Source organism: Pseudoduganella sp. LjRoot289, from assembly GCF_964252925.1.
Lineage (GTDB): Bacteria > Pseudomonadota > Gammaproteobacteria > Burkholderiales > Burkholderiaceae_D > Rugamonas.
This window is the reverse complement of sequence record NZ_CAXUPN020000001.1, coordinates 3,440,823-3,463,556: the sequence shown is the minus strand read 5'-3', so window position 1 is coordinate 3,463,556 and position 22,734 is coordinate 3,440,823. Positions and strand designations below refer to the sequence as shown.

The 22,734-nt window shown below is 65.7% G+C and carries 19 protein-coding genes; 11 read left to right on the top strand and 8 right to left on the bottom strand.

Translation table 11 applies throughout. From position 1 onward, the window contains the following. Positions 1 to 5: 5 nt before the first annotated feature. Positions 6 to 395, bottom strand: a complete 390-nt coding sequence (locus tag ACSQ8Y_RS14700) for a VOC family protein (protein ID WP_436267197.1) — start codon at positions 393 to 395, stop codon at positions 6 to 8. A gap of 64 nt (positions 396 to 459) precedes the next feature. On the opposite strand from ACSQ8Y_RS14700, the gene ACSQ8Y_RS14695 reads away from it, so the two are divergent. From ACSQ8Y_RS14695 to ACSQ8Y_RS14685, 3 genes are all read left to right on the top strand, one after another. Continuing rightward, the gene (locus tag ACSQ8Y_RS14695; RefSeq protein ID WP_436267196.1) at positions 460 to 1,908 is read left to right on the top strand and encodes a cytochrome P450; all 1,449 of its coding nucleotides are present in this window, start codon (positions 460 to 462) and stop codon (positions 1,906 to 1,908) included. Positions 1,909 to 2,009: 101 nt separating this feature from the next. Next, positions 2,010 to 2,537: an SRPBCC family protein gene (locus tag ACSQ8Y_RS14690; protein ID WP_436267195.1), complete on the top strand. Its 528-nt coding sequence runs from the start codon at positions 2,010 to 2,012 to the stop codon at positions 2,535 to 2,537. Positions 2,538 to 2,598: 61 nt separating this feature from the next. Further along, positions 2,599 to 3,030, top strand: coding sequence for a hypothetical protein (locus tag ACSQ8Y_RS14685; RefSeq protein ID WP_436267194.1), 432 nt, complete (start codon positions 2,599 to 2,601; stop codon positions 3,028 to 3,030). Positions 3,031 to 3,089: 59 nt separating this feature from the next. On the opposite strand, the gene ACSQ8Y_RS14680 is transcribed toward ACSQ8Y_RS14685, so the two are convergent. After that, entirely contained in the window at positions 3,090 to 4,127 is a 1,038-nt protein-coding gene (locus ACSQ8Y_RS14680; RefSeq protein WP_436267193.1) for an AraC family transcriptional regulator ligand-binding domain-containing protein, read from the bottom strand. 89 nt (positions 4,128 to 4,216) lie between these two features. On the opposite strand from ACSQ8Y_RS14680, the gene ACSQ8Y_RS14675 reads away from it, so the two are divergent. From ACSQ8Y_RS14675 to ACSQ8Y_RS14665, 3 genes are read left to right on the top strand one after another with little or no spacing between them, the layout of a single operon-like run. Further along, on the top strand, positions 4,217 to 5,980 hold the full coding sequence (locus tag ACSQ8Y_RS14675) for an FAD-binding oxidoreductase (RefSeq protein ID WP_436267192.1): 1,764 nt from the start codon (positions 4,217 to 4,219) through the stop codon (positions 5,978 to 5,980). Positions 5,981 to 5,997: 17 nt separating this feature from the next. Beyond that, positions 5,998 to 7,776, top strand: coding sequence for a glycerol-3-phosphate dehydrogenase/oxidase (locus ACSQ8Y_RS14670; RefSeq protein WP_436267191.1), 1,779 nt, complete (start codon positions 5,998 to 6,000; stop codon positions 7,774 to 7,776). A gap of 2 nt (positions 7,777 to 7,778) precedes the next feature. After that, entirely contained in the window at positions 7,779 to 9,341 is a 1,563-nt protein-coding gene (locus ACSQ8Y_RS14665; protein ID WP_436267190.1) for an FGGY-family carbohydrate kinase, read from the top strand. Between the two features lie 358 nt (positions 9,342 to 9,699). On the opposite strand, the gene ACSQ8Y_RS14660 is transcribed toward ACSQ8Y_RS14665, so the two are convergent. Then, complete coding sequence (locus tag ACSQ8Y_RS14660; RefSeq protein WP_436267189.1) at positions 9,700 to 10,374, bottom strand: Crp/Fnr family transcriptional regulator; 675 nt, start codon at positions 10,372 to 10,374, stop codon at positions 9,700 to 9,702. A gap of 76 nt (positions 10,375 to 10,450) precedes the next feature. On the opposite strand from ACSQ8Y_RS14660, the gene ACSQ8Y_RS14655 reads away from it, so the two are divergent. Further along, a complete protein-coding gene (locus tag ACSQ8Y_RS14655) occupies positions 10,451 to 11,206 on the top strand; it encodes a class II aldolase/adducin family protein (protein ID WP_436267188.1) in 756 nt (251 codons plus the stop codon). Positions 11,207 to 11,280: 74 nt separating this feature from the next. On the opposite strand, the gene ACSQ8Y_RS14650 is transcribed toward ACSQ8Y_RS14655, so the two are convergent. The 5 genes from ACSQ8Y_RS14650 to ACSQ8Y_RS14630 all read right to left on the bottom strand — a co-directional run bounded on the left by ACSQ8Y_RS14650 (position 11,281) and on the right by ACSQ8Y_RS14630 (position 16,659). Next, the gene (locus tag ACSQ8Y_RS14650; protein ID WP_436267187.1) at positions 11,281 to 12,639 is read right to left on the bottom strand and encodes a diguanylate cyclase; all 1,359 of its coding nucleotides are present in this window, start codon (positions 12,637 to 12,639) and stop codon (positions 11,281 to 11,283) included. Positions 12,640 to 12,917: 278 nt separating this feature from the next. Next, positions 12,918 to 14,111 carry a PLP-dependent aminotransferase family protein gene (locus ACSQ8Y_RS14645; RefSeq protein WP_436267186.1) on the bottom strand — a complete coding sequence of 398 codons (1,194 nt, stop codon included), beginning with the start codon at positions 14,109 to 14,111 and terminating at the stop codon, positions 12,918 to 12,920. Positions 14,112 to 14,141: 30 nt separating this feature from the next. Then, positions 14,142 to 14,603, bottom strand: coding sequence for a RidA family protein (locus ACSQ8Y_RS14640; RefSeq protein ID WP_436267185.1), 462 nt, complete (start codon positions 14,601 to 14,603; stop codon positions 14,142 to 14,144). Positions 14,604 to 14,678: 75 nt separating this feature from the next. Continuing rightward, on the bottom strand, positions 14,679 to 15,536 hold the full coding sequence (locus ACSQ8Y_RS14635) for a DMT family transporter (RefSeq protein ID WP_436269828.1): 858 nt from the start codon (positions 15,534 to 15,536) through the stop codon (positions 14,679 to 14,681). A gap of 154 nt (positions 15,537 to 15,690) precedes the next feature. Continuing rightward, entirely contained in the window at positions 15,691 to 16,659 is a 969-nt protein-coding gene (locus ACSQ8Y_RS14630; protein ID WP_436267184.1) for a threonine dehydratase, read from the bottom strand. Between the two features lie 102 nt (positions 16,660 to 16,761). Here ACSQ8Y_RS14630 and ACSQ8Y_RS14625 point away from each other — a divergent pair, with 102 nt between their 5' ends. From ACSQ8Y_RS14625 to htpG, 4 genes are all read left to right on the top strand, one after another. Continuing rightward, positions 16,762 to 18,249: a PLP-dependent aminotransferase family protein gene (locus tag ACSQ8Y_RS14625; protein ID WP_436267183.1), complete on the top strand. Its 1,488-nt coding sequence runs from the start codon at positions 16,762 to 16,764 to the stop codon at positions 18,247 to 18,249. A gap of 147 nt (positions 18,250 to 18,396) precedes the next feature. Continuing rightward, entirely contained in the window at positions 18,397 to 19,506 is a 1,110-nt protein-coding gene (locus ACSQ8Y_RS14620; RefSeq protein WP_436267182.1) for a PEP-CTERM sorting domain-containing protein, read from the top strand. 44 nt (positions 19,507 to 19,550) lie between these two features. Next, positions 19,551 to 20,768, top strand: coding sequence for a GGDEF domain-containing protein (locus tag ACSQ8Y_RS14615; protein ID WP_436267181.1), 1,218 nt, complete (start codon positions 19,551 to 19,553; stop codon positions 20,766 to 20,768). Positions 20,769 to 20,789: 21 nt separating this feature from the next. After that, entirely contained in the window at positions 20,790 to 22,712 is a 1,923-nt protein-coding gene (gene htpG / locus ACSQ8Y_RS14610) for a molecular chaperone HtpG (RefSeq protein ID WP_436267180.1), read from the top strand. Positions 22,713 to 22,734 lie beyond the last annotated feature (22 nt).

Here is a 22,734-nt window from a genome sequence, read left to right as displayed (position 1 = left end):
CAGGGCTATTCTGCCTGGTGGCAGCAGACGCACAGTTTGTTGCCGTCCGGGTCGCGCATGTAGGCGCCGTAGTAGTTTTCATGGTATTCCGGCCGCAAGCCGGGCTGCCCGGCGCACGTGCCGCCGTGCGCGAGCGCACTGGCATAAGCGCGCTCCACCGCCGCGCGCGACGGCGCCAGCAGCGCCGTCATCTGGCCGTTGCCGCAACTGGCCTCGCCCTCGTAGGGCTTGCCGATGCCGAGCAAAGGGCGCGGCGCGTCTGCCGGCATCCAGGCCGCCCACGGCCGGCTGTCATCCCTGAATTTTTGTACCAGGTTCAATTCCGCCGTCAGCGCCGCGTAAAACGCATGCGCGCGTTCGAAGTCCGTCACCCCGATAAATACATGCGAAAACATAGGTATTCCCTTTTCATAAACGTGGCGTAAAATATAACAGATTATCAACCCACGAGGATGAGACATGGCGGAAAAGAGCAGCATGGCGCTTGAACAGCAGGCGCTCACCGCAACGCCGCGCAGCATTGCCGATTTGCCCGGGCCGAAAGGTTTGCCTTTGCTGGGCAACCTGCGCCAGATCGATCCGAAGCGTTTCCACCAGTCGATGGAAAACTGGGCGCGCGAGTTCGGCCCCATGTACCGCTTCTCGCTGATGAAGCGCAGCTTCGTTGTGGTGTCGGACCGCGACATTATCGCCACCATCCTGCGCGACCGTCCCGACACCTTCCGCCGCTCGTCGCGCACCGCGCGCATGCTGGAGGAGGCCGGCACGCGCGGCCTGTTCACCGCCGAGGGCGAGGAATGGCGCCGCCAGCGCAAACTGGCCATGCGCGCGCTGACGCCGGAAGTGGTGCACCGTTTCTTCCCCACGCTGGCCATGATGACCGAGCGCCTGTGCACGCGCTGGAAGGCCGCGCTGGCCGCCGGCAAGGCGGTCGACGTGCTGCGCGACCTCAAGGCCTATACGCTGGACGTGACCATAGGACTGGCCATGGGACAGGACATCAACACGCTGGAGCACGAGGACAACCCGCTGCAGCGCGACATTGAATTCATCTTCAAGCAGGTGGCGCGCCGCCTCACCAGCCCGGTCGAATACTGGCACGTCGTCAAGCTGCCGCAGGACCGCGAAGGCGAGGCGGCGGCGGCCCGCATCCATGTGGCCATTGCGGGATTCATCGTGCAGGCGCGCGCGCGGATGGAGGCCGATCCCTCTTTGCGTGCCAAGCCGTCGAACATGCTCGAGGCGCTGGTGGCCGCGCGCGATGAACCGGACTCCGGCTTCAGCGACCTGGAAGTGATCGGCAACGCCATCACCATGGTGTTCGCCGGGGAAGATACCACGTCCAACACCATGGCCTGGCTGCTCAATCTGATGCCGTCCGCGCCGGCGGCCGTCGCGCGCGCCGCCGGGGAGGCGGACAGCGTGCTGGGGCAGGACACGGTGGTGCGCGAGCCGCAACTGCTTGAACGCATGGACTATCTCGATGCAGCGACACGCGAGGCGATGCGTTTGAAGCCGGTGGCGCCTTTCATGGCGGCCGAAGCCAATGTGGACGCGATGGTGGACGGCGTGCTGCTTCCCGAAGGGACGGTCATCTTCCTGCTGCTGCGCCAGGCGGGCGAACGCGCGGGCGGCTTTGAGCAGGCGGACGAATTCATGCCCGAGCGCTGGCTGGCCGGTGCCGAGGCGGCGTCCGACCCGGCGCGCAAACTGTTTCCCTTCGGCGGCGGGCCGCGTTTCTGCCCGGGCCGCTATCTGGCCATGGCCGAGATCAAGATGGCGATGTCCATGATCCTGCATAACTTCGATTTCACATTGAAGGCGGACGCGTCGCCGGTCGAGGAATGTTTCACCTTCACGATGACGCCGAGCGCCTTGCCGCTGGTGTTGCGCGTACGCGGCGCTTGACCCTGCAAAAACATGTTTTTTGGCAACGTGGTTAAAAAATCATGCTAGGCTTGCGGCTTCGGCTAGCGCCGGTCATAAAAATCCAATAAGCAGGGGACAACATGCTCAAGAAAATCGCCATCGTCATCGTGGCCATCGCCGTCATCATCCTGGGACTGGCGCTGGCCCAGCCCAACTCGTTTACCGTCACGCGCAGCACCACCATCAAGGCGCCGCCGGAGAAGATCTATCCGCTGATCAGCGACTTCCACAATTGGACCATGTGGTCGCCGTGGGAACACCTGGACCCGAAAATGGTGCGTACCTATAGCGGCGCGGCCAGCGGCGCGGGCGCCATCTACAACTGGGAAGGCAACGACCAGGTCGGTGCGGGGCGCATGGAAATCACCGGCGTGGCTGCGCCGGGCAAGGTCGACATCAAGCTCGACTTCCTCAAGCCTTTCGAATCGCACAACACCACCGTGTTCACGCTCGAGCCCAAAGGCGACGGCACCAATGTGGTGTGGACCATGACCGGCCCGAGCGCCTTCATCACCAAGCTGATGGGCGTATTCGTGAGCATGGACAAGATGGTGGGGCCCGACTTCGAGAAGGGCCTGGCCAGCATGAAGGCGGTCGCCGAGAAGTAATCCGCGCTTTCACCGGCCGGGATATACTGGACGCATCCCACGCCCACTGCGGAGGTTCGCCATGTGTATCCTGAGCCGGGTCATCCTGTTGACCGCCGCCCTGCTGGGCGCCGCAGCCAGCTCCGCCGCCCCGGTAAGGGCCGACCATCCCATCGTCGGCACCTGGCGCTTCGTGCTGCCGGACGGCACCTGCCAGGAAGTCTACCGCATGCGCGCCGACGGCACGGCGCTGATCACCAGCGCGGCCGAGGTGGCCGAGACCGAGTTCAACATCGACGACCAGCCCGACAAGAACGGCTTCTACAAAACCTCGGACAAGATCGTCAAGGACAACGGCAAGCTAGACTGCACGGGCCAGGTGGCCGAGGTGGGGCAGTCGGTGGCCAGCTTCATTCTGTTCCACGAATCCGGCGACATGTTTTTGATGTGCTTGCAGGCCAGCATGGATGCCTGCCTCGGTCCCTTCGTGCGCGTGCGCGGCCGGGAAACGTAGTGGCGGCCAGGGTTGCCGTTCGGCGCCCGCTTCTCCGCCCGGCGGCATGGGCTTCGCTGTTACGCGGCCTCCGTCGCCCGCCAGGTCCCCGGATTCACCCCGGCCCACTCGCGGAAGGCGTGGTTGAAGGCACTTTGCTCCTGGTAGCCGAGCAGGAAAGCGATATCGGCCAGGCCCAAGCCCGGCTGGCGCAGATAGTCTCGGGCCAGTGCGAAGCGCGTCTGGTCCAGCACCTGCTGGAAATTCACGCCGGCTTCGCTCAGCTTGCGCTGCAAGGTGCGCGGCGACAGATGCAATTCCTCCGCGACCGACGCCAGCCTCACCTGGCCTTGCGCCAGGCTGCGCACGATGGCCGCGCGCACCTGCGCGGCGACGCCTGCATCGGCCTGCGTCCGCTGCTTCAATAACTGTTCCGCATGCTGCTGCAGCACCGGGTACAAGCCCACGTCCGCGTTCGGCACCGGCCACGCCAGCAACTGCGCATCGAAGGTCGCGACATTGGCCTCCGCGCCGAAGCGCGGCAGCTCGCCGAACACGCGCAGGTATTCGCCATGCTGCGACGGATCGCCGCCGCCGTGCATCAAGGCCAGTTGCGCGGGCGGCAGCGGCGCGCCTGCCAGCCAGTTGCCGAACACGCGGATGCCGGCGAACACGCTGTCGGCCAGGTGGCGCGAACTGCGCGGAAAGCTGCTGTGCCAGGTGTAGCGCGCCAGCCCGTCCGCCACCTGCAGGCTGGACCGGCCCAGGTCGTGCGCCAGCTGTTCGTAACGAATGGTCTGCTCGAAGGCCTGGCCGAAATCGCGGCAGCTCAGCAGCACCAGGCCATACACGCTGTAGGTGCCCAGCTTGACACGTTCGCCCACGTGCAGGCCGAAGTGCGGATCGTCCGCCAGCGCGGCGGCCAGGTCGAGCAGGCGCACGTAGTCGCCCGCCTTCAGCGTCTCCGGCAGCGGCTCCAGCGCACCCGGCGCCATGCCGGCCGCGCGTTCCAGCGCCTGCGCCGGCACGCCGCGCGCGGCGGCGGTCTCCAGCAGTGGCTGCAGATAGGAGCCGGCCACGCGGCCATCGTTGGCATGATCGAACAAGGCGGTTGTCATGAAAGCGCAATACCGGTAGCGGATTTAATCTTATTCTCTAGTCATCATTTGGCCAGGTGCGCCAGTATAGCAAGCGGAGAACGGAAAAGATGAGACGTTGGAACGGCTGGGGTGACGATACGATCAATTTTGCGCTGGAGCCCGATGCGCTGGCATTCCTGGCGCAGCGCATAGGCGCGGGCACGGCCCGGCAGGACGCGACCTTCGAGCAAGCCTGTAATGCGCTGGCGCCTTCGCGCCTGCCGTACCACAAGCTGATCGAAACGAGCGCGCCGGTTCGGCTGCGCAACGCGCTGGGCCAAAGCCTGCCGGACTGGCTGAAGCTGCGCTACGGCCGCATCGGCACCGCGCCGGACGGCGTGGCCTTCCCCGAAAGCGTGGACGAGGTGCGCGAGCTGCTGCAATACGCGCAGCGCTACAACGTGGCCGTGGTGCCGCACGGCGGCGGCACCAGCGTGGCCGGGCATCTGACGGCGGGCGAGGGCGGGCAGGCTACGCTGGCGGTCAATATGACGCGCTTGTGCCGCATGGCGCACCTGGACCGTGAATCGCAGCTGGCCACTTTCGGGGCCGGCGTGTTTGGCCCGGACCTGGAGGCGCAGCTGCGCGCGCACGGCTACACGCTGGGCCACTACCCGCAGTCCTTCGAATATTCCACGCTGGGCGGCTGGGTCGTCACGCGGTCGTCCGGCCAGCAGTCGCTGCGCTATGGGCGCATCGAGCTGATGTTCGCGGGCGGTTCGGTGGAGACACCTGTGGGCCGGCTCGATATCCCGGCCTTCCCCGCGTCCGCAGCAGGCACCGACCTGCGCGAGATCGTGCTGGGCTCCGAAGGCCGGATCGGCATACTGACCGAAGCGACGGTGCGAGTGTCGCCGTTGCCCGACTACGAAGCCTTCCATGCGCTCTTCTTCCCGAGCTGGGAACTGGCCGAGGCGGCGGTGCGCGAACTGGCGCAGGCCAAGCTGGGCTTGTCCATGCTGCGTCTGTCGAACGCGCTGGAGACCACCACCATGCTGGCGCTGGCAGGCCACAGGAAGCTGATCGGCTTGATGGAAAGCTGGTTGTCGCTGCGCGGCTGCAAGGAAGGAAAGTGCATGCTGATGGTGGGCGCCAGCGGCGCCAGGCCCCAGGCGCGCGCTGCCATATCCGCGGCCTTGCGCATCGCGCGCCGCCACCGTGGCGCGCACATCGGCCGCAAGATGGGCGACAAATGGAAACAGAACCGCTTCCGCAATGTCTACCTGCGCAACGCCGCGTGGGAGCATGGCTATGTGATCGACACGGTTGAAACGGCGGTCGACTGGCCACGCGTGGAGCTGACCATGAAGGCGGTGGAGGCCGCGGCCACGGAGGCGCTGGCCCGGCATGGGGAGCAGGTGCACGCGTACACGCATTTGTCGCACCTGTACGCGCAGGGCGCCAGCGTGTATTCCACGTTTGTGTACCGGCTCGCGGGCAACTACGAGGAAGACCTGGCGCGCTGGCGCACGCTGAAGCACGCCGTCAGCCAGGCCATCGTCGACAGCGGCGGGACCATCAGCCACCAGCACGGCGTGGGCAGCGACCACGCGCCCTACCTGGCTGCAGAGAAGGGCGCGTCCGGTATCGCGGCGATGGAAGCCATCTTCCGCCACTTCGACCCGCAAGGCATCATGAATCCCGGAAAACTGCTGCCTGCTACGAAGCCTGCACTCATGCCGGGACAGGCGCAGGCACAGGCGGCGCGAGCGCTGGCGTCGGGGATGCCTAGCCCGTTGCTGTGGTCGCCCTCGACGGCACGACCGTTTGGGTCGGAACAACCGTTTGCGTCGGCACAGGCTGCGCCGACAGCGCCGGGGCTGCCGTCGTGACCGGGCCGCATCCGGGCGTGCGGGGACGAGACGCTGACCGGCCGGCGCCGCCTGCCTCACACTGGCAGCCGGGTGGACGCGCGGCGCTGGCGGATGTGCTGGCGCGCGACTGGGACCTGCTGATCATCGGCGGCGGCATCACCGGCGCGGGTATATTGCTGGAAGCATCGCGGCGCGGCTTGAAGGCCTTGCTGGTGGAACAGCGCGACTTTGCCTGGGGCACGTCCAGCCGTTCGTCCAAGCTGGTGCACGGCGGCCTGCGCTACCTGAAGGAAGGCAAGTTCGCGTTGACGCGCGAATCCGTGCATGAGCGCGAAAGCTTGCTGCGCGAAGCGGCGGGGCTGGTCGAGCCGCAAAGCTTTGCCTTCGGCGACTACGCCGGCTGCAAGCCCGGGCGCCGTACCTTCCTGGCCGGCCTCGCGATCTATGACTACATGGCCGGCCAGCGCGTCCGTCACTACTACCCGCGCGAGGAATTCCTTGCCATGGCGCCCAATATTTCCAGTGCCGGCCTGGCCGGCGGCATGTGCTACACGGACGCCAAGACCGACGACGCGCGCCTCGTCATGCGCGTGCTGCAGGAAGCGCAGGAACTGGGCGGCATGGCGGTCAATTACCTGTCCGTGCGGACATTGATACGCGGCGATGCCGCCTGCGCAACCGGTCCGGCCCTTGCGGCCCGGCACGTCAGAGCCGGCAGCCGGCCAGCCGCTTCTGCGAAGCCCGGCGGTACAGTGCAGGGTGCCCGCTTGCGCGACGAAGTCGGCGGCGCTGAATACGAAGTGAAAGCGCGCGTCGTCATCAGCGCCACCGGCGCCTGGGCCGACGCCTTGCGGGCCCACGGCGGCGCGGAGAAACGCTTGCGTCCACTACGCGGCAGCCACCTCGTGCTGCCCGCCTGGCGCTTGCCGCTGGCGCAGGCCGTGAGCCTGATGCATCCCGCCGATGGCCGCCCGGTGTTCGCATTCCCGTGGGAAGGCGTCACCCTGGTCGGCACCACCGATGTGGACCACAGCGAAGACATGTCCTTCGAGGCGGCCATCACGCGTGCCGAAGTTGACTATCTGATGGATGCGCTGCAAAGCCAGTTCCCGCAACTTGGCCTGCGAGAGTCCGACGTCGTCGCCACTTATGCGGGCGTGCGTCCCGTGATCGACAGCGGCAAGGCCGACCCGTCCAAAGAGACGCGCGAGCATGCGCTGTGGCTGGAGGACGGCCTGCTCACCGTCACCGGGGGCAAGCTGACCACTTTCCGCGTCATCGCGCTGGACGCATTGCGTGCGGCCGCCGCCATGCTGCCCGGCTGGGAGGCCGACCTTGCGCTGCGGCCCATTTTCCCGCCCGCTCCCGCGCTGAAGCACAACAGCAGCCTGCCCGCAGGCCAGGCCGAACGCCTGCAAGGCCGGTACGGCGCGCAGGCGCAAGCGCTGATCGACGCCGCGCGGGATCGCGCGCAAGATGCCGCGCTCGATGGCTTGCATGACAGGGTCCGGGAAGGCATCCGTACAGGCGCGCAAGAAGGTGGCCACGACAGCGAACTCGCTTTGATTCCCGGCACCGCCAGCATCTGGGCGCAGCTGCGCTGGGCCGCGCGCCACGAAGCCGTGCAGCACCTGGAAGACCTGCTGCTGCGCCGGCTGCGCATCGGCCTGCAATTGCGGGGCGGCGGCGAGGCCATACTGCCGCGCATACGCGCCATCTGCCAGCCTGAACTGGCCTGGAACGACGCCCGCTGGGATGCCGAACAGGCCGCCTATCTGGCATTATGGAAATCCCACTACAGTTTGCCCGCCTAGTCATGTCCGCACCTTACATCCTCTCCATCGACAACGGCACCCAAAGCGTGCGCGCCTTGCTGTTCGACCTGCAGGGCAAGCTGGTCGCCAAGACGCAGGTGCACCTGACGCCTTACTATTCGGCGCACCCCGGCTGGGCCGAACACAAGGCGGACGGCTACTGGAACGCTGTCTGCATCGCCTGCCAGCGCCTGTGGGAAGACTCCGGCGTGAACCGCGCCGACGTAAAAGGCGTGGCCGTGACCACGCAGCGCGGCACCGTCATCAACGTCGATAAGGACGGCAAGCCGCTGCGCGCCGCCATCACCTGGCTGGACCAGCGCCGCACCGACACCGTGCCCCCCATCGGTCTCCTGTGGAACGCAGCCTTCAAGCTGGCGCGCGTGGACGGCACCGTCAACTACTTCCGGCGCGAAGCGGAGATCAACTGGATCGCCGCCAACCAGCCGGACATCTGGGCCAAGACCGACAAATTCCTGCTGCTGTCCGGCTATCTGAACTATCGCCTGTGCGGCAGCTTCGTCGACTCCGTCGGCTCGCAGGTGGCCTACCTGCCGTTCGACTACAAGAAGCACAAGTGGGCCGGCGCGCACGACTGGAAATGGCAGGCGCTGGCCGTGCGTCCCGACATGCTGCCCGAGCTGGTGAAGCCCGGCACGGTGATAGGCGCCATCACGGCCGAAGCGGCGCTGGCGACCGGCATCCCGGCCGGCACACCGCTGGTCGCCGCCGCCGCCGACAAGGCATGCGAAGTGATCGGCGCCGGTTGCCTGGAGCCGCACATCGGCTGCCTCAGTTTCGGCACCACGGCCACCATCAACACCACCAACACCAAATACATCGAAGTGACGCCGTTCATACCGCCGTATCCGTCGGCTGTGCCGGGCGCCTACAGCACCGAGGTGCAGATCTTCCGTGGCTACTGGATGGTGAACTGGTTCAAGGAGCAGTTCGGTCACCTGGAGCAAGCCACCGCCACGGAAAAGGGCACCGCGCCGGAAGCCCTGTTCGACCGGCTGGTGAATGCCGTGCCTCCCGGTTCCATGGGCCTGATGGTGCAGCCATTCTGGAGCCCCGGCATCAAGGTGCCGGGACCGGAGGCGAAAGGCGCGATGATAGGTTTCGGCGACGTCCACACGCGCGCCCATATGTACAGGGCGATCCTGGAAGGGCTGGCTTATGCGCTGCGCGAAGGCATGGAGCGCATCCAGAAGCGCAGCGGCGTGCCGATCACGGAGCTGCGCATTGCCGGTGGCGGCTCGCAAAGCGACGCCGCGATGCAGCTCTCGGCCGACATCTTCGGCCTGCCCGCCGCGCGCGCGCACCTGTACGAAACGTCCGGCCTGGGCGCCGCCATCTGCGCGGCGGCCGGCCTGGGCCTGCACCCCGATTTCCCCACCGCCGTCAAGGCCATGACGCGCGCCGGCCGCGTGTTCCAGCCCATCGAGGCCAACCGCAAGACCTACGAGCAGCTGTACCAGCGCGTCTACCTGAAAATGTACAAGCGCCTGCAGCCGCTGTACGAGGAAATCGCCGATATCACGGGCTACCCGGAGGCTTGTTGACCGGCTGTCATCAAGAGCCTACGCGGCGGTCGGCCGATGCGGAACGACAAGTATGCCGATACTTCCGCCGATTCGACCGGGTTGTGCATAACTCGGCCCTGCGAAAAAAATGAGCAGGACATTTTTTCTCATTGGAAACAGTCACTTAGCATCAGCTGCGCAAGCTTCTTAACAAGCTTGTCCACAGATTCTGTTAACAAATGCCGATTTTGCCGTTTGGTAAAAACAAGCCGTGCCTGTGCATAAGTCCACAATGCGAACAAATTGTGCAGCGCTGCTTTTTCCTTTTAAAACAGCGGCTTGCAAGCCGGTAGCCCATCTTGTTAACATGCTTATCCACAGAATCTGTTAACAACGTTCAGCCCGCCTGGTCGGCGCCGCGCAGGCGCTCCTCGGACAGCAGTTCGATGCATCGGTAGCCGATGCGTATCGCTTCCAGCCCCTCCAGCAGCTTCAATTCCTTCGACAAGGTCTGGCGCGAAATGCCCAGCATCATGGCCAGCGCCTCCTGCGACACCGGGATGCGCGGCCTTGGATTGCGCGCCATCGACGCGTCGCCGCGCGCCAGCAGCAGCAGCCTGCGCACCACGCGCGCGCGGGTGCTGCGCAAGGTGGCGTCCTCCATCATGCTGTACATCATGCGCAGCCGCGTCGCCAGCAGCGATGCCACCGCCCGCGCAAAGACCGCCCGCTCCATCAGCGCATGGAAAGCCTCGTGCGGCAGCACCAGCAGTTCGCAGGCGCCGACCGAGGTCGCGTCGTGCGTGCGGGGCAGCTTGTCGATCAGCGAAATCTCGCCAAACCATGTGCCCGGCTCGATCACCCCCAGGATGGCTTCGCGGCCGTCCTCGCGCAGCGTGGAAATCTTCAGCGCGCCGCGCAGCACCGCATACAGGCCACCCGGCGCGTCGCCCTGGCGGAAAAGCATCTCGCCGCGCCGCAGACGCACCGGCTCGGCGTAGCGCAGCATCGCCTCGCGCACGTCGTCGGGCAGGGCGGAGAACCAGGGATTGGCGTAGAGGGCGGAGGACATGCGTCAATTGTAAAGAATTTGACAGTTCCAAGTCCAGCCGGGCGCGATACTGCTTCAAACAACACAGGAGACAAGCATGAACATCCCATCCGTCCAACACCTGGTCAGTCCCGAAGAATGGCAGTTGCGCGTCGATCTCGCGGCCTGCTACCGCCTGGTCGCCATGCATGGCTGGAGCGACCTGATATTCACCCACATCAGCGCGCGCGTTCCCGGCCCCGAGCACCATTTCCTGATCAACCCCTACGGCCTGATGTTCGAGGAAATCACCGCGTCCTCGCTGGTGAAGGTGGACCAGGGCTGCAGCAAGGTGATCGAGTCCCCGTTCCCGGTGAACCCTGCCGGCTTCGTCATCCACAGCGCCGTGCATGCCGTGCGCGAGGACGTGCAGTGCGTCATCCACACGCACACCCGTTCCGGCGTTGCCGTCAGCGCCCAGAAGTGCGGCGTGCTGCCGATCTCGCAGCAATCGACCTTCGTGCTGGCGTCGCTGGCTTATCACGACTACGAGGGCGTCGCCTTCCGCGACGAGGAAAAGCCGCGCCTGCAGGACGACCTGGGCCACGCCAACTTCCTCATGCTGCGCAACCACGGCCTGCTCACCTGCGGTGCCACGATAGCGGACGCCTTCCTGGCCATGTACATCTTCGAATCCGCCTGCCAGATCCAGTTGGCGGCGCAGGCGGGCGGCGAGCTGGTGCAAGTGCATCCGCAGATCGTGCAGGGCGTGGCCGAAGCAATGCGCGTGCAGACCAGCGGCCTCGGTGGCGCCTTCGCCTGGCCTGCGCTGATCCGCAAACTGGACCGCCTCGATGACAGCTATCGTAGCTGATGCGCTCGGCGCTGCATCGATAACCAAAGGCGAGCCGCACGCGCTGGTGGCGGGCGAACAGTCTTCCGCAGAAGCTACTGCGCGGCGGCCGTCTTGATGATGTCCGCCGCCGGGCTGGCCGTCGCGGTCACCTGCACCTGGTTGCGCCCGCCTTCCTTGGCGGCGTACATGGCGCGGTCGGCGGCGACGAAGAGGGCCTCGGTGTTTTCCATCTGGTGCGGATAGATCGTGGCGACGCCGACGCTGAGCGTGAGCCATGGCGACGTCATCGAACGCGGGTGCGGCAGCTGCAGCGCTTCAACATGGTAGCGGATCGATTCGGCCAGGGCCAGCGCGGAGGCGGCGTCGGTCTCGGCGAACAGCAGCACGAATTCTTCGCCGCCGTAGCGCGCTGCCAGGTCGGTGGCGCGCAGCGCGTGGGCGTTGATGGCTTGCGCTACCTGCTGCAGGCAGACGTCGCCCGCCGCGTGCCCCAGGCTGTCGTTGTAGAGCTTGAAGTGGTCGACGTCGAGCACCACCAGCGACAGCGGCGAACCGCTGCGCATGGCGCGCTGCCATTCCTTCTCCAGGAAGGTGTCGAAGTGGCGGCGGTTGGCGATCTTGGTCAGCGGGTCCATCATGGCGGCGCGCTGCAGCGCGTCTTCGGACATCTTGTGGTGCGTGATGTCGTGCAGCAGGCCGATGAACAGCGGCTGGCGCATGAACATCGGCGTCAGGGTCAGGTCCATGCAGACCGAGGTGCCGAACTTGTGGCGGATGATGACCTCGCGCGTGCCGTGGCTGTGCGCGGTCTCGGGATTGGCGGCGTAGCGGGCGAAATAGTCCAGGTATTCCTGCGCCACCAGCGGGTTGAGCAGGTCGAAGATGGTCTTGCCGGCCAGCTCGCCAGTCGCGTAGCCCAGGTATTTGTCGCAGGCGGGGTTGGTGAACTGTACGCGTCCGTCCGGCTCGATGATGAGCAGCCCTTCGGCCATGGAGTTGACGATGGTGCGCAGCCGCTCGGCCTGCTCTTGCTGGGTCTCGCTGTTGAGGCGGATCTGCAGCTGGGTGCGCACGCGGGCGCACACTTCGGCCATGCGCAGCGGCTTGCCGATGTAGTCCACGCCGCCCGTGTCGAAGCCGGCCACCACGTCTTCCGCCTCGTTCTTGGCGCTCATGAAGATGATGGGAATGCGCGCCGTCAGCGGATTCGCTTTCAGCTGGCGGCAGGTTTCCAGGCCGTCGATGCCAGGCATGACGACGTCGAGCAAGATCAAATCGGGATGCACGCGCTTGGCAATCTGCACGGCGCGCTCGCCGGAAGTGGCAACAAATGTTTGGTATCCCTGTTCGACCATCATCTTGCGCAGTACGCTCAGATTGGCCGGTGCGTCGTCGACGATCAGGATCGCTGCGTCGCGTCGTGGGGAGTAGCTGGAACCGCCTGTGGTCATTACATGTCGCCTGGGTGGGGTAACTGTCTGTCTAAATCATACCGCTTTGCCAATTGAAATTGTAAAAAAACACGAGACGTTTCCTCTAAAAATCGAACGGACGTCCCAAAACTGACGGAATATTGTTATTGCCACAACGAAACTATGTGACTATTGGTTGCCGCGATGCTGCGCAAGGCAGTCCATGTTGTTTCATGGCAACGGCGTAGAGGGAGGCGTAAAGAGGGGCGCGCGTGGGCGGCGATTGCGCCCACGCGGAGGTCTTGCCGGGGTGTTAATTACAGGCGTTCGGCAATCAGCTTGCCCAGGATGGCGATGCCGGCGCGGATGCGTTCCGGCGGCACGGTCACGAAGGACAGGCGCAGCGTGTTGGTTTCCGGTTCGTTGGCGTAGAACGGCGCGCCAGGCACGAAGGCGACTTTCTGCTTGATGGCTTCATCCAGCAGTTCCATGGCGTTGATCTGCTTAGGCAGCTTGACCCAGATGAACATGCCGCCTTCGGGCTTGGTCCAGGTGGCGCTGGCCGGGAAGAACTCGTCCATCGCGTCCAGCATGCACTGGCACTGGTCGCCGTACAGCGTGCGGATGGTCGGGATGTGCTGGTCCAGGAAGCCGTCCTTGATGACTTCATGCACCACCATTTGCGTCAGCTGCGAGGTGTGCAGGTCGGCCGCCTGCTTGGCCAGTTCCAGGCGGCGCACCAGCGCCAGGGGGGCGACCACATAGCCCAGGCGGATGCCGGGGGTCAGCACCTTGGAGAATGAGCCCATGTAGATCACGCCGTCCGGGTTCATCGCCACCATCTTCGGCGCGGGCGAACCCTTGTAGCTCAGGGCGCCGTACGGGTCGTCTTCCACCAGCGGCACACCGAGGCGGGCGCAGGTTTCCACCAGTTCCTGGCGGCGCGCGACGGACAGGCTGCGGCCGGTCGGGTTCTGGAAGTTGGGCAGCGCGTACAGCAGGCGCGCGCCTGCGGCCACGTCGTTCAGCGAGGACGGCACCAGGCCGTCTTCGTCGGTTTCGACGGAGACGAAATTGGGGCGGTATACCGAGAACGCTTGCAGCGCGCCCAGGTAGGACGGCGTCTCGACCAGCACTTTGCTGCCTTCGTCGATCAGCACTTTGCCCAGCAGGTCCAGTGCTTGCTGCGAGCCGGAGGTCATCAGCACCTGCTCAGGAACGATTTTCGCGCCGTTCACGGACAGCGAGTCGGCGATCCACTGGCGCAGCGGCAGGTAGCCGTCGGTCGGGCCGTATTGCAGCGCGACTTTGGCCGAATCGGTCAACACCTTGTCGAACGCGGCTTTCATGCGCTCGATCGGGAAAGTGGCTGGCGACGGCAGGCCGCCGGCGAAGGAAATGATCTCAGGCTGCTGGGTGACCTTCAGGATCTCGCGGATGAAGGAACTTTGCATCTGGCTGGCGCGTTCGGCGAACTGCCACTGAAAAGGGTTCGGGTTTTCGATTTTCATACATTACTCTCAGGGGAAGTCGGGCGCCGGTCAGGCGATTTCAGCGATCAGTTCGATTTCAACGCAGGAGCCGCGCGGGATCTGCGCCACGCCGAAGGCCGAGCGGGCGTGCTTGCCGGCGTCGCCGAACACTTCTCCCAGCAGCTCGGAACAGCCGTTGGTGACCAGGTGATGGTCGGTGTAGTCGGGCGTGGAGTTCACCAGGCTCGTCAGCTTGACGATGCGCTTGACGCGGGTCAGGTCGCCGCCGCAGGCCGCTTGCAGCGTGCCGATCAGGTCGATGGCGATGGCGCGGGCCGCTTGCTGGCCCTGTTCGGTGCTGGTGTCCTTGCCCAGTTGGCCCACCCAAGGGTTGCCGTCCGCTTTTTTGGCGATATGGCCCGAAATGAATACCAGGTTGCCGGTTTGCACGTACATGACGTAGGCCGCGACCGGTGCTGCAGGCGGGGCCAGGGTGATATCGAGCGCTTTGAGTTTTTCGTAGACGGACATTGTGGTATTCCTGAAAGTGGCGAAATGGTTTGCGGATAAGATTATTCGGCCGCGAGACCGATATTGTACGTCTTTCTAGCTCCTGATCTGCATCTTGCGGCCCGTAGCAACTACGGAAATTACGGCAAAAGCGAACAGAATATTGCTCAATGCGATGCTTTCGCCCAGTACCACGGCGGCACCGACCATGGTGAGGAAGGGTTGCACCAGTTGCACCTGGCCCACGCGCGCCACGCCGCCCAGCGCCATGCCGCGATACCAGAAGAAGAAGCCGATGAACATGGAGAACACCGAGACGTAGGCGAAACCGGCCCAGGCGCGGGCGCCGGCGTGCAGCATGGCGTCGGCCTGGCCCCAGGACTGCCACAGCACCAAGGGCAGCAGCAGCGGCGCGGCCAGCAGCAGGGCCCAGCTGATCACTTGCTGGCCGCCCATGGTCCTGGACAGGCGGCCGCCCTCGGCGTAGCCCAGCGCGGCCAGCAGCACGGCGGCGAATACGGCCAGGTCGGCGCTGTGCAGGGTGCCGCCGCTTTGCCGCAGGGCGAAGCCGGCCACCAGCGCCGAGCCGAGCAGGGCCATCAGCCAGAAGCCGAGCGAGGGTTTTTCGTAGCCGCGCAGGGCCGAGCACATGGCCGTGGCCAGCGGCAGGATGCCGACCAGCACCGCGCCGTGCGAAGCGGGCAGGGTGCGCATGGCGATCGAGGTCAGCCAGGGGAAACCGATCACGCAGCCGATGGCGACGATGGCCAGCTGCGGCAGGGCGGAACGCGGCGGCAGCGGGGCGCGTTTCCACAGCAGCCACAGGCCGGCCAGCACGGCGGCGACCAGGGCGCGGCCGAGGGCCACGAAGGCAGGCTCGAAGGCGGCAACGGCCATGCGGGTGAAGGGCAGCGTGAGGCTGAAGATGGCGACCCCGGCCAGGCCGAGCAGCATGCCCTTGGTTTCGTCGGACAGCCCCCCTGTCGTCCCCGCACGCGCGGGGCGGTCCGCCAAAGTAGCCCATGCTTCGCTGGCGGGGATGCGGCCTATGGATTCCCGCCTGCGCGGGAATGACAAGCTTGCGGCGCCTGTGTCTTTGTCGGCCACGTCAGTCCCCCTGCAGCACGCGGCGGAACAGGTCCGCATCCACATTGGCGCCGCTCAGGGGCAGGCCTATCCTGCGGCCGCGCACGCGCTCGTCGTCCTTCAGCCGCATTGCCGCGGCCAAGCCCGCGGCGCCCGCGCCTTCGGCCAGGTTGTGGGTGCTGCGGTAATACAGCCGCATGGCGCGGGCCACATCGTCGTCCGTCACGCTGACCACGTCGTCGGCGAACTCGAAGATCATGTCCAGCGACTGCGCGTCCGGCACGCGGCAGGCCAGGCCGTCGGCGATCACGGTGCTGACGTCGGCCGACACGCTGGCTTTGGCGCGGAACGATAACTGGTAGGCCGGCGCGTGTTTCGACACCACGCCGATGATGCGTGTGCGCAGTCCCAGCGCCTGGCGCGCAACGATGGCGCCGCAGATGCCCGAGCCCTGGCCTATCGGCACAAACAGCGTCTCCAGATCGGGTTGCGCGCGCAGCAGTTCCAGCCAGCCGCTGGCCACGCCGGCCACCAGGTCCGGATGGAAGGAGGACACCATGTGCAGGCCGTCGCGCGCCGCCAGCATGTTGGCGTGCTCGCGCGCCGCCTGGAAGTCGTCGCCATGCTCGATCAGTTGCGCGCCCAGGCCGCGCATGGCGGCGTTCTTTTCCACGCTGTTCCCGTGCGGGACGACCAGCGTCGCGCGGATACCGTGACGCCGCGCCGCAAACGCCAGCGCCTGCCCGTGATTGCCGCGCGTGGCGGCAATGACCCCGCCCAGCCCGGGTTCGCGTTCCATCAGCGCCTTCAGGTAGACCACGCCGCCGCGCGCCTTGAAGGAGCCAGTCGGCGTATGGTTCTCGTGCTTGATCCAGGCTTGCGCTCCCAGCGCCTCGTTCAGCAAGGGCCACGAGAATTGCGGCGTGGCCGGCATGGCCGCGTAGACGGCGGCGGCGGCGGCATCGAGTTCGGCGAGCGTGGGCAGGTACATGGTGCGCTTTCCTTTCAGAGGTTGATGGGTGTATCCTATGTGATAACACCAGTACAGTGCCTATACACTTTTCTACATAATCTCACATACTGTAATGGTAAAATGACCAATACAACCGTCACCCTCAAAGCCAAGCCCGTTCCCTTGATGGCGCTGTTGTCGCGCGAGTCCGGCGAGTCGCTGATCGACCAGATCGTGCGTTCGGTGGCGGCGCGCATCGAGGACAAATTGCTGCGCAGCGGCGCGCGCATGCCGTCCATCCGACAGTTCGCCGCCGTGCATGGCGTATCCGCCTTCACCGTGGTGGCCGGCTACGACAAGCTGGTGGCGCGCGGCTACCTGGAATCGCGCCGGGGTGCGGGCTTCTTCGTGCGCGAGCGCTCGCCGATGAACGCGGGCGAGCGCTCGTCGCCGCCGGGCTGCGCCTTGCTGCCGCTGTCCTCGCCCGCGGAAGGGGACACCGGCCAGCTGGACGTGGTCTGGCTGGTGCGCAATATGTTCCGCCAAGTGCCGCACCAGCAGATGCCCGGCGCAGGGGTGCTGCCATCCGAGTGGCTGGACGGCGCCAGCATCGCCAACGCGCTGCGCGCCATCAGCCGGCAAAATCCGCTGCACCTGGTGAATTACGGCGTGCCGCAGGGCTTCCTGCCGCTGCGCCAGCAGCTCCAGCACAAACTGGGCGAACTGGAAATCGGCGCCGCGCCGGAGCAAATCGTCACCACCGCCGGCGTGACGCAGGCGCTCGACCTGGTGGCGCGCGAATTCAGCCGCCCCGGCGACACCATCTTCGTCGACGACCCGGCCTGGTTCCTGATGTTCGGCTGCTTCGCCGCGATGGGCCTGAAAGTGGTCGGCATTCCACGCCTGGCCGACGGCCCGGACATCGCCCAGCTGGCGCAACTGGCGGCGCTGCACAAGCCCAAGCTCTACGTGCTCAATTCGGTGCTGCACAACCCCAGCTCCACTTCGCTGTCCGCCGCCAAGGCCTTCCAGGTGCTGCGCCTGGCCGAGGAGCACGGCTTCATCGTCGTGGAGGACGACATCTATTGCGACCTGCATCCCGGCAGCGCGGTGCAGCCGGCCACGCGCCTGGCGGCGCTGGACCAGCTGCATCGCGTGATCTACCTGGGCGGCTTCTCCAAGACCATGGCCGCCAACCTGCGGGTCGGCTTCATCGCCACTTCGCACGAATGGGCGCAGCGCCTGGCCGACCGCAAGATGCTGTCTACCCTCACGACCGGTGAAATCGGCGAGCGCGTGGTGTACAAAATCCTGTCGGAGGGGCTGTACCGCAAGCACGTGGACCGCATCCGCGCCCGGCTCGACGCGCTGCGCGGGCGCACGCTGCGGCAGATGGAGCGGGTCGGCTTGAAGCTCGACGTGGTGTCGGCGGCGGGCATGTTCGTCTGGGCCGATGCGGGCCGCGACACCAATGTGTTGACCGCGCACGCCATGGCGGAAAACCTGCTGCTGGCCCCGGGCAGCCTGTTCTCTCCGAACCAGCTGCCGTCCACGCGCATGCGGGTGAACCTGGCGGCGATGCAGGATCCGGCGGTCTGGCGCTTCCTGGAGCGGGAACTCAAGACGTAGCTGCGCGCTGCCACATTACGCCAATTCCCGCGCTTGCTGTATGCGCTAACTCACAATCCCGCTGAATAAAAATATAGATTAAAAGTTAACAATATTCGCCGATCCTCACTAAAATGGATTCTCTTCCAACCACTGGAGATTCGGATCATGCGACTCATAAAACTACTTGCTCCGTCCCTGCTGGCGAGCGTATGCGCGTTCGCGCAGGCGGCACCGCTGTATACGCTGCGCACCATCGCGCCGCTTGGTTTTCCCAACGCGCTGGTACTCACCGGTATCAACAACCAGGGCGTGGTCCTCGGTAACGAGTGGCGCGAAGAGACGCGCGCATCCACCGGCTTCGTGGACCGGGGCGGCGCACGCACCTGGCTCGACACACTGATGTTCGGCTCCGGTATCAACGACGCAGGCACCGTGGCCGGCACGGCCGGCGACATCGTCACGGTTGGCTATGTGGTCGACGGCGCAGGGGCCGTCATGCTGCCGTCGATGCAGCCGCAGGGTTCTGTCTCGGTCGCAGCGCTGAACCACCAAGGGCACGCAGTGGGTTCGGCGGACGCGGTCTTCCGGCCTGATGGTAGCGGCTTGCAAGGCGAGGGCGCGTACGACAGCCACGCCTTCATCTACCGCGACGGCGCGATGAACGACCTGGGCACCTTGGGCGGCGACACCTACAGCAGCGCCAGCGCCGTCAACGGCACCGGCGCGGTGGCCGGCTACTCGCGCGAATTCGCCGGCGGCGGCGCGCGGCGCGCGTTCCTGCACAACGGTGCGGCGATGCTGGACCTGGGCACGCTGGGCGGCGCCGAGAGCTGGGCGAACGGCATCAACGACAACGGCGCGGTGGTCGGCGTGAGCGACCTTGCCGGCGAAGGCCGGCACGCCTTCCTGTACGTCGACGGCGCGATGGTGGACCTGGCGCCCGGCGGCGGCAACACGGAGGCGTTCGACATCAACAACGCCGGGCAGGTCGTGGGGCGCGGCAAGGGCGGCGGCTTCCTGTACGCGAACGGCGTCATGGCCGAACTCGACACGCTGATCGCGCCGGGCGGCGAATGGCATGTCACCAGCGCAGTGGGCATCAACGACCTGGGCCAGATCGTCGGCCAGGCCTGCAACACTTACGGCGAGTGCGTCGGCGCGCTGCTCTCGCCGGTGCCGGAGCCGGCCAGCACCGCCATGCTGCTGGGCGGCCTGGCGGTGCTGGGCGTGGCCGCGCGGCGCCGCAAGGGGGGCGTCCGCCGCGTAACAGGGTAAAATTGCGGGTTCCCGTCTTAATAAACCGTAAAGCCCGCAGCTAGATGGAAGCAAATTCCGCATTTCTGATTGCCGCCCTGATGATGCTGGCCAACGGCGGCGTGCTGGGCCTGATGCACCGCGACCTGCCGCATACGTTGCGTCCCAGCGCCGTCAGTTGGCGCATCGCCACCTTGCTGCACGCGTGCGCCTGCCTGATGTTCATGGTGCGCGAGGCCTTGCCGCAGGGTTTCATCCTGCCGCTGGCCAACGGCCTGGTGGTGTTCGGCTTCACCGGCTACTGGCGCGCGCTGCGCCAGTTCTACGGTGTGCCGGACAGCCCGTGGATCTGGCTGCCCGGCTGCGCCGCCACGGCTGGCGTGGCCTGGTACGCCGCCGTGACGCCCGATAGCTCCGCGCGCATCGCCATCATTTCGGTGGCATGGATGGCCATTTTGCTGTGCTGCGTGCGCCACCTGGCGTCGCAGCAGCGGCGCGACCGCGCCGTCAGCCGCCGTGTCATGACTGGCCTGTTCATCGGCGTCATCGGTTTCGTGGTGCTGCGCGCGGCCTATTTCATCGTCACCGGCACAGCGCCCGGCGATACGGAAACGGACGGCGCGGCCTGGATCAACGCCGTCTCGCCCATCGTGGCGGCGGTGATCCCGGTAATCGGCACCACCGCTTTCCTGCTGATGTGTTCCGAACGCATCCGCCGCCAATGGGAGCGTGCCGCCTCCACCGATTACCTGACCGGGCTGGCCAACCGCCGCACCCTGGCCGACGTGGGCGCCAAACGCTTCGCCGCCGCCCTGGCCAAGGGGCAGTGCGGCTTCGGCCTGGCCGTGATCGACATCGACCATTTCAAATCCATCAACGACCGCCACGGCCATGATATCGGCGACGTCGCCCTTAAGCACGTTGCCGCGCAGCTGGAGGCGGCGTGCCGCGAGGCCGAACTGCCTGCGCGGCAGGGGGGCGAGGAATTCGTGGTGCTGTTCGACGGCGTGGACGGCGCGGGCGCGCAGGCGGCCGGCGAGCGTTTGCGCCTGGCGGTGGCGGCCCGGCCGTTCGAGGCGGGCGGGCTGGCGCTGCACCTCACGGTGTCCATCGGCGTGGCCGTGCAGCAGCCGGGCGACAGCGACTTCGACTGCCTGCTGCGGCGGGCCGACAGCGCGCTGTACGCGGCCAAGGCGGGCGGACGCAACCGGGTCGAATGCGCGGCCCTTGAAATCGGCGGCGCCACCCCCAATTGCCTTGAGCTAGAGCAATACCCCCATTAAACAAAGACTATTGAGGTAAAAATGGCTGACCACGAAAAGCAAACACTGGGTTTTCAAGCTGAAGTAAAACAGCTGCTGCAGCTGATGATCCATTCCTTGTACTCGAACAAGGAGATCTTCCTGCGCGAACTGATCTCGAACGCGTCCGACGCGTCCGACAAGCTGCGCTTCGAGGCGATCAACAACGACGCCCTGTACGGCAACGATCACGAACTGAAAATCAAGGTCAGCTTCGACAAAGCGGCCCGCACCATCACCATTTCGGACAACGGCATCGGCATGAGCCGCGACGAGGCCATTTCGCACCTGGGCACCATCGCCAAGTCCGGCACCAAGGAGTTCTTCGGCAAACTGTCCGGCGACCAGCAGGCCGACGCGGCCCTCATCGGCCAGTTCGGCGTGGGCTTCTACTCCGGCTTCATCGTGGCCGACAAGATCACCGTCGAGACCCGCCGCGCGGGCCTGGCAGGGGCCGAAGGCGTGCGCTGGGAATCGGCCGGCGAAGGCGATTACTCGATCGAGCAGATCGACAAGCCCTCGCGCGGCACCGACATCATCCTGCACCTGCGCGAAGGCGAGGACGAGCTGCTGTCGTCGTGGAAGATCAAATCCATCGTCCGCAAATACTCCGACCACATCTCCCTGCCCATCGTGATGGCGAAAGAGGAATGGGACGACGAGAAGAAGGAAACCGTCGTCAAGGACGAACTGGAAACCGTGAACCAGGCCAGCGCGCTGTGGGCCCGTTCCAAGTCCGACATCACGCCCGAGCAGTACGAGGAGTTCTACAAGCACGTGTCGCACGACTTCGGCGCGCCGCTGACCTATACGCACAACCGCGTCGAAGGACGCAGCGAATACACGCAGCTGCTGTACGTGCCCGCCAAGGCGCCGTTCGACCTGTGGGACCGCAACAAGCGCGGCGGCATCAAGCTCTACGTCAAGCGCGTCTTCATCATGGACGACGCCGAACAGCTGATGCCAACCTATCTGCGCTTCGTCAAAGGCGTGATCGACTCGGCCGACCTGCCGCTGAACGTGTCGCGTGAAATCCTGCAGGAGTCGCGCGACGTGAAAGTCATCCGCGACGGCTCGACCAAACGCGTGATCGGCATGCTGGAAGAGCTGGCCAACGCGGACGAGCAGGAGAAAAAGGACAAGTACGCCACGTTCTGGAAAGAGTTCGGCCAGGTGCTGAAAGAAGGCGTGGGCGAGGACGCGGCCAACAAGGACCGCCTGGCCAAGCTGCTGCGCTTCGCTTCGACCAACGCCGACAGCGACGAGCAGGCCGTGTCGCTGGCCGATTACATCGCGCGCATGAAGGAAGGCCAGGACAAGATCTACTACGCCACCGGCGAGAGCTACCAGGCCGCGAAGAACAGCCCGCACCTGGAGATCTTCCGCAAGAAGGGCGTGGAAGTGCTGCTGCTGACGGACCGTGTGGACGAGTGGATGCTGTCCTTCCTGACCGAGTTCGAAGGCAAGGAACTGGTGTCGGTCGCCAAGGGCGGCCTGGACCTGGGCGCGCTGGAAGACGAAGCCGAGAAGAAGGAGCACGAGGAAACCGAAAGCTCGTACAAGGAGCTGACCGAAAAGATGAAGGCGGCGCTGGCCGACAAGGCCAAGGATGTGCGCGTCACTTTCCGCCTGACCGATTCGCCTGCTTGCCTGGTGGCGGACGAGCACGAGCTGTCGGGCAACCTGCTGCGCATGCTGAAGGCGGCGGGCCAGAGCGCGCCGGAATCCAAGCCCATCCTGGAGATCAATCCGAACCATCCGCTGGTGACGCGCCTGAAGTACGAAAACGCGGACGGCGGCCAGTTCGCGGCCTGGTCGCACATCCTGTTCGACCAGGCCTTGCTGGCCGAAGGCGGTTCGCTGGCCGACCCGGCCAGCTTCGTCAAGCGTCTCAATGAGATGCTGCTGAGCGGCGCGAGCAAGTAAGAAGCAAACACTGAGGCACTGG

Coding starts and splice junctions, on each gene's coding strand:
- ACSQ8Y_RS14700 (WP_436267197.1), bottom strand. CDS start 395: ATGTTTTCGCATGTATTTATCGGGGTGACGGACTTCGAACGCGCGCAT.
- ACSQ8Y_RS14695 (WP_436267196.1), top strand. CDS start 460: ATGGCGGAAAAGAGCAGCATGGCGCTTGAACAGCAGGCGCTCACCGCA.
- ACSQ8Y_RS14690 (WP_436267195.1), top strand. CDS start 2,010: ATGCTCAAGAAAATCGCCATCGTCATCGTGGCCATCGCCGTCATCATC.
- ACSQ8Y_RS14685 (WP_436267194.1), top strand. CDS start 2,599: ATGTGTATCCTGAGCCGGGTCATCCTGTTGACCGCCGCCCTGCTGGGC.
- ACSQ8Y_RS14680 (WP_436267193.1), bottom strand. CDS start 4,127: ATGACAACCGCCTTGTTCGATCATGCCAACGATGGCCGCGTGGCCGGC.
- ACSQ8Y_RS14675 (WP_436267192.1), top strand. CDS start 4,217: ATGAGACGTTGGAACGGCTGGGGTGACGATACGATCAATTTTGCGCTG.
- ACSQ8Y_RS14665 (WP_436267190.1), top strand. CDS start 7,779: ATGTCCGCACCTTACATCCTCTCCATCGACAACGGCACCCAAAGCGTG.
- ACSQ8Y_RS14660 (WP_436267189.1), bottom strand. CDS start 10,374: ATGTCCTCCGCCCTCTACGCCAATCCCTGGTTCTCCGCCCTGCCCGAC.
- ACSQ8Y_RS14655 (WP_436267188.1), top strand. CDS start 10,451: ATGAACATCCCATCCGTCCAACACCTGGTCAGTCCCGAAGAATGGCAG.
- ACSQ8Y_RS14650 (WP_436267187.1), bottom strand. CDS start 12,639: ATGACCACAGGCGGTTCCAGCTACTCCCCACGACGCGACGCAGCGATC.
- ACSQ8Y_RS14645 (WP_436267186.1), bottom strand. CDS start 14,111: ATGAAAATCGAAAACCCGAACCCTTTTCAGTGGCAGTTCGCCGAACGC.
- ACSQ8Y_RS14640 (WP_436267185.1), bottom strand. CDS start 14,603: ATGTCCGTCTACGAAAAACTCAAAGCGCTCGATATCACCCTGGCCCCG.
- ACSQ8Y_RS14635 (WP_436269828.1), bottom strand. CDS start 15,536: ATGCTGCTCGGCCTGGCCGGGGTCGCCATCTTCAGCCTCACGCTGCCC.
- ACSQ8Y_RS14630 (WP_436267184.1), bottom strand. CDS start 16,659: ATGTACCTGCCCACGCTCGCCGAACTCGATGCCGCCGCCGCCGCCGTC.
- ACSQ8Y_RS14625 (WP_436267183.1), top strand. CDS start 16,762: ATGACCAATACAACCGTCACCCTCAAAGCCAAGCCCGTTCCCTTGATG.
- ACSQ8Y_RS14620 (WP_436267182.1), top strand. CDS start 18,397: ATGCGACTCATAAAACTACTTGCTCCGTCCCTGCTGGCGAGCGTATGC.
- ACSQ8Y_RS14615 (WP_436267181.1), top strand. CDS start 19,551: ATGGAAGCAAATTCCGCATTTCTGATTGCCGCCCTGATGATGCTGGCC.
- htpG (WP_436267180.1), top strand. CDS start 20,790: ATGGCTGACCACGAAAAGCAAACACTGGGTTTTCAAGCTGAAGTAAAA.